This window comes from Aquabacterium sp. UBA2148, assembly GCF_002328915.1.
GTDB classification, from domain to species: domain Bacteria; phylum Pseudomonadota; class Gammaproteobacteria; order Burkholderiales; family Burkholderiaceae_C; genus Aquabacterium; species Aquabacterium parvum.
On sequence record NZ_DCXA01000328.1, the window covers coordinates 9,515 to 12,337 of the forward strand.

A 2,823-nucleotide genomic window follows, 5' to 3' on the forward strand; every position below is an offset into this window, starting at 1 on the left:
CGAATTCGTCCTGAGGCGTCGAGCCGCAGGCCACCAACATCACGCTCATGCACATCGCCAGGAAGGCGGCCAGCAAGCCTCGAGAGGATTCGGTCATCGGGGTCTTCGGGTTGGTCTTGAGCAGTTTCACGTTGTGTCAGGGGCGGTTTGTGCCGCCTTCAATCCCGCCTTGCAGCGCCAGAGTGCGCAGTATAGAAGCTAGTCGCCCAAGCTCTCCATGTCTCGACGTCGTTCCGCATCCTCCGTTGCCCCCAGGGGCCCGTCTCAGATCGAGCCGGGTGTTGACCTGGGTGACGACATCCTTGATGACGAAGAGGAATCAGAGGAGGGTGGGGCCCCGCAGAATCAACTCGCCGATGAGCCGCAGCCGACGGGTAGCAGGCAACTCCGGGTGGCTGCCGAATCCCATGGGCAGCGCCTGGATGCCTGGTTGAGCGGTTGCATTCCCGCCTATTCCCGCAGCCACCTCAAGGGTCTGATCGAGGCAGGGGCGGTGCAGGTGGCGGGCCAAGTGGTCACGTCTGCTTCGCGCAAGGTCGCGCAAGGGCAGGTCGTCGACATCGTTCTCAGGGCCACGGCCCAGAGCCAGGCCTTCGTTGCCGAGTCCATGGCTTTGCCCATCGTTTTCGAGGACGAGCACCTGCTGGTGGTCGACAAGCCCGCCGGCCTGGTGGTTCACCCAGCGGCGGGCAACTGGTCGGGCACGCTGATGAACGGCCTGCTGGCGCACCACGCACAAGCTTCGAGCCTGCCTAGGGCGGGGATCGTGCACCGGCTGGACAAGGACACCAGCGGCCTCATGGTGGTGGGCAAGACCCTGGAGTCCGTGACGGCACTGAGCCGCGCCATCGCGGCGCGTGATGTCAAACGCCAGTACCTGGCGCTGGCGCACGGCCAGGTGCCCGAAGCGGTGAGCATTGCTTCGTCGATCGGTCGCGACCCGGTCACCCGCGTGCACATGGCGGTGGTGCCTTCCGGCAAGCCAGCTCGAACCGATGTGCAGCGGCTCCTGTGTGGGCAGGTTCAGCCTGTGCTGGCTGGGCGGCACGATGACGACCGCCCTGCGCGATGGGTCAGCGGTGTGTTGTGCACGCTGCACACCGGCCGCACGCACCAGATTCGGGTGCACCTGAGCAGTCGCCGCCACCCGTTGGTGGCCGACACGCTGTACGGCGGTGCCCCTTTGCTTGGGTTGGCCCGGCAGGCTTTGCACGCTGCGCGCCTGGGTTTCGCTCACCCCCATACCGGTGAAGCCATGCAATTCGAAGCGCCATTGCCTGCAGACATGGCTGCCGCCTGGGCTGAGCTTGAGGGCGCGGTGAAATGACGGGCTCGCAAGCTAGATCGCAAACTGGTGTATAGTGGTCTGACCAAGACAGGTTCCTGTCATGACATGGCTGATTTGCCTGCTGTGTCGGACGGGCCAACCCGGCAGGCGCAGGTTGCGCCAGCGAGGGTCGCCCGCCATTCGCCTACCAGGCACCCCCTGATTTTGATTTGATCGCAGGCCGTTGAGCGGCCGAACTCAAACAGCGCTTTGCCATCGGCTTGCCCGTTTTGCGCTCTTTTGCGCAAAGCTGAACAAGTGGTTGCTCCAGCGTGCTGTGGCACAGCCCAATGCTGCCCTGAGGCCGCCGCGATGCGGTCGGCAGTTCACATCGCAAAGATGGACATCCTTGAAACGCCGGATGCGATCCGCATCCTTGAAGCCGCGCTCCTGTGCTCGCACCAGCCCATGTCGCTGCGCGAGATGCGGCAGCTTTTCGACGACACGGTCTCCGCCGATGGTGTGCTGGCCATGTTGGGGGGCATCCGTGAGCAATGGTCGGGGCGCGGGGTTGAATTGGTCGAGGTGGGAACCGGCTGGCGTTTTCAAACCCGTCCGGACGTCCAGGCTCACCTGGATCGCCTGAATCCCGAAAAACCGCCGAAGTACTCGCGGGCCACGCTCGAGACGCTGGCCATCGTTGCCTACAAGCAACCCGTGACCCGGGGCGACATCGAAGACATCCGTGGTGTGACGGTGAGCTCGCACATCGTCAAGCAACTCGAAGACCGAGGCTGGGTCGAGGTCATCGGGCACCGTGATGCGCCAGGGCGTCCCGCTCTTTTCGCGACCACCCGTCAATTCCTGGACGACATGGGCCTGTCCTCCCTGGCCCAGTTGCCAACGCTGGACGGCCTGCCGGTCAGTCAGGCCCTGTTGCCTGGTCTGGATCCCGAGCCCGACGCCGACGCCGACATCGACACTGCCTCTGCTGAGGCCGCCGCCAGCGAAATGGCGCCTCCTGACCTCATCGAACCCTTTTCCCCCTCCCCATGACCACCGACTCCCTGCCCATGCCTGACGCACAAGACAGCGCACCCGCCCCCGAAGAGGCGGTCAAACCCAAACGTGCACGCCGCACCAAGGCTGCGGAGGTCGCTGAGGCGACCCCTGAGCAAGTCGCCGCAGCAGCGGTGCCTGTCGGTGATGCCGAGCCGCCCAAGCGTGCGCCCCGGCGTCGCAAGGTGGACGCGGAAGTGTCCGAAGCATCTGAAGCCGCTCCGAGCGACCAATTGGTGGCTCAGGAGCCGGCTGCTCCGGCGCGCAAACGCGCCCCTCGCCGCAAGGCGGTCGAGGAGGTTGCCGTGGTTTCCGGGGCGCCAGCGGGTGATTCGGGGCACGACACTTTGTCATCCGAGGGGATGTCCGATTCTGCGGTTGTCTCGACCCGTGGTGATGTGGTGAGCGACGCTTCCGTGGGCGCCTCGGGTGCCGACGAGGGTGGCGCCGAGGGGCGTGAAGACCGCGAGAGCCGCTCGGGTCGCGGTGATCGCCGT

The 2,823-nt window shown here is 65.4% G+C and carries 2 protein-coding genes and 1 pseudogene; all 3 read left to right on the plus strand.

Translation table 11 applies throughout. From position 1 onward, the window contains the following. Positions 1–217 precede the first annotated feature (217 nt). Positions 218–1,327 carry an RluA family pseudouridine synthase gene (locus B2W70_RS18315; protein ID WP_286748013.1) on the plus strand — a complete coding sequence of 370 codons (1,110 nt, stop codon included), beginning with the start codon at positions 218–220 and terminating at the stop codon, positions 1,325–1,327. A gap of 339 nt (positions 1,328–1,666) precedes the next feature. Then, positions 1,667–2,323, plus strand: a complete 657-nt coding sequence (gene scpB / locus B2W70_RS18320) for an SMC-Scp complex subunit ScpB (RefSeq protein ID WP_286748015.1) — start codon at positions 1,667–1,669, stop codon at positions 2,321–2,323. Next, positions 2,320–2,823 (plus strand): annotated as a pseudogene (locus tag B2W70_RS18325) (hypothetical protein); the annotation flags it as partial. The gene scpB and the pseudogene B2W70_RS18325, both read left to right, overlap by 4 nt.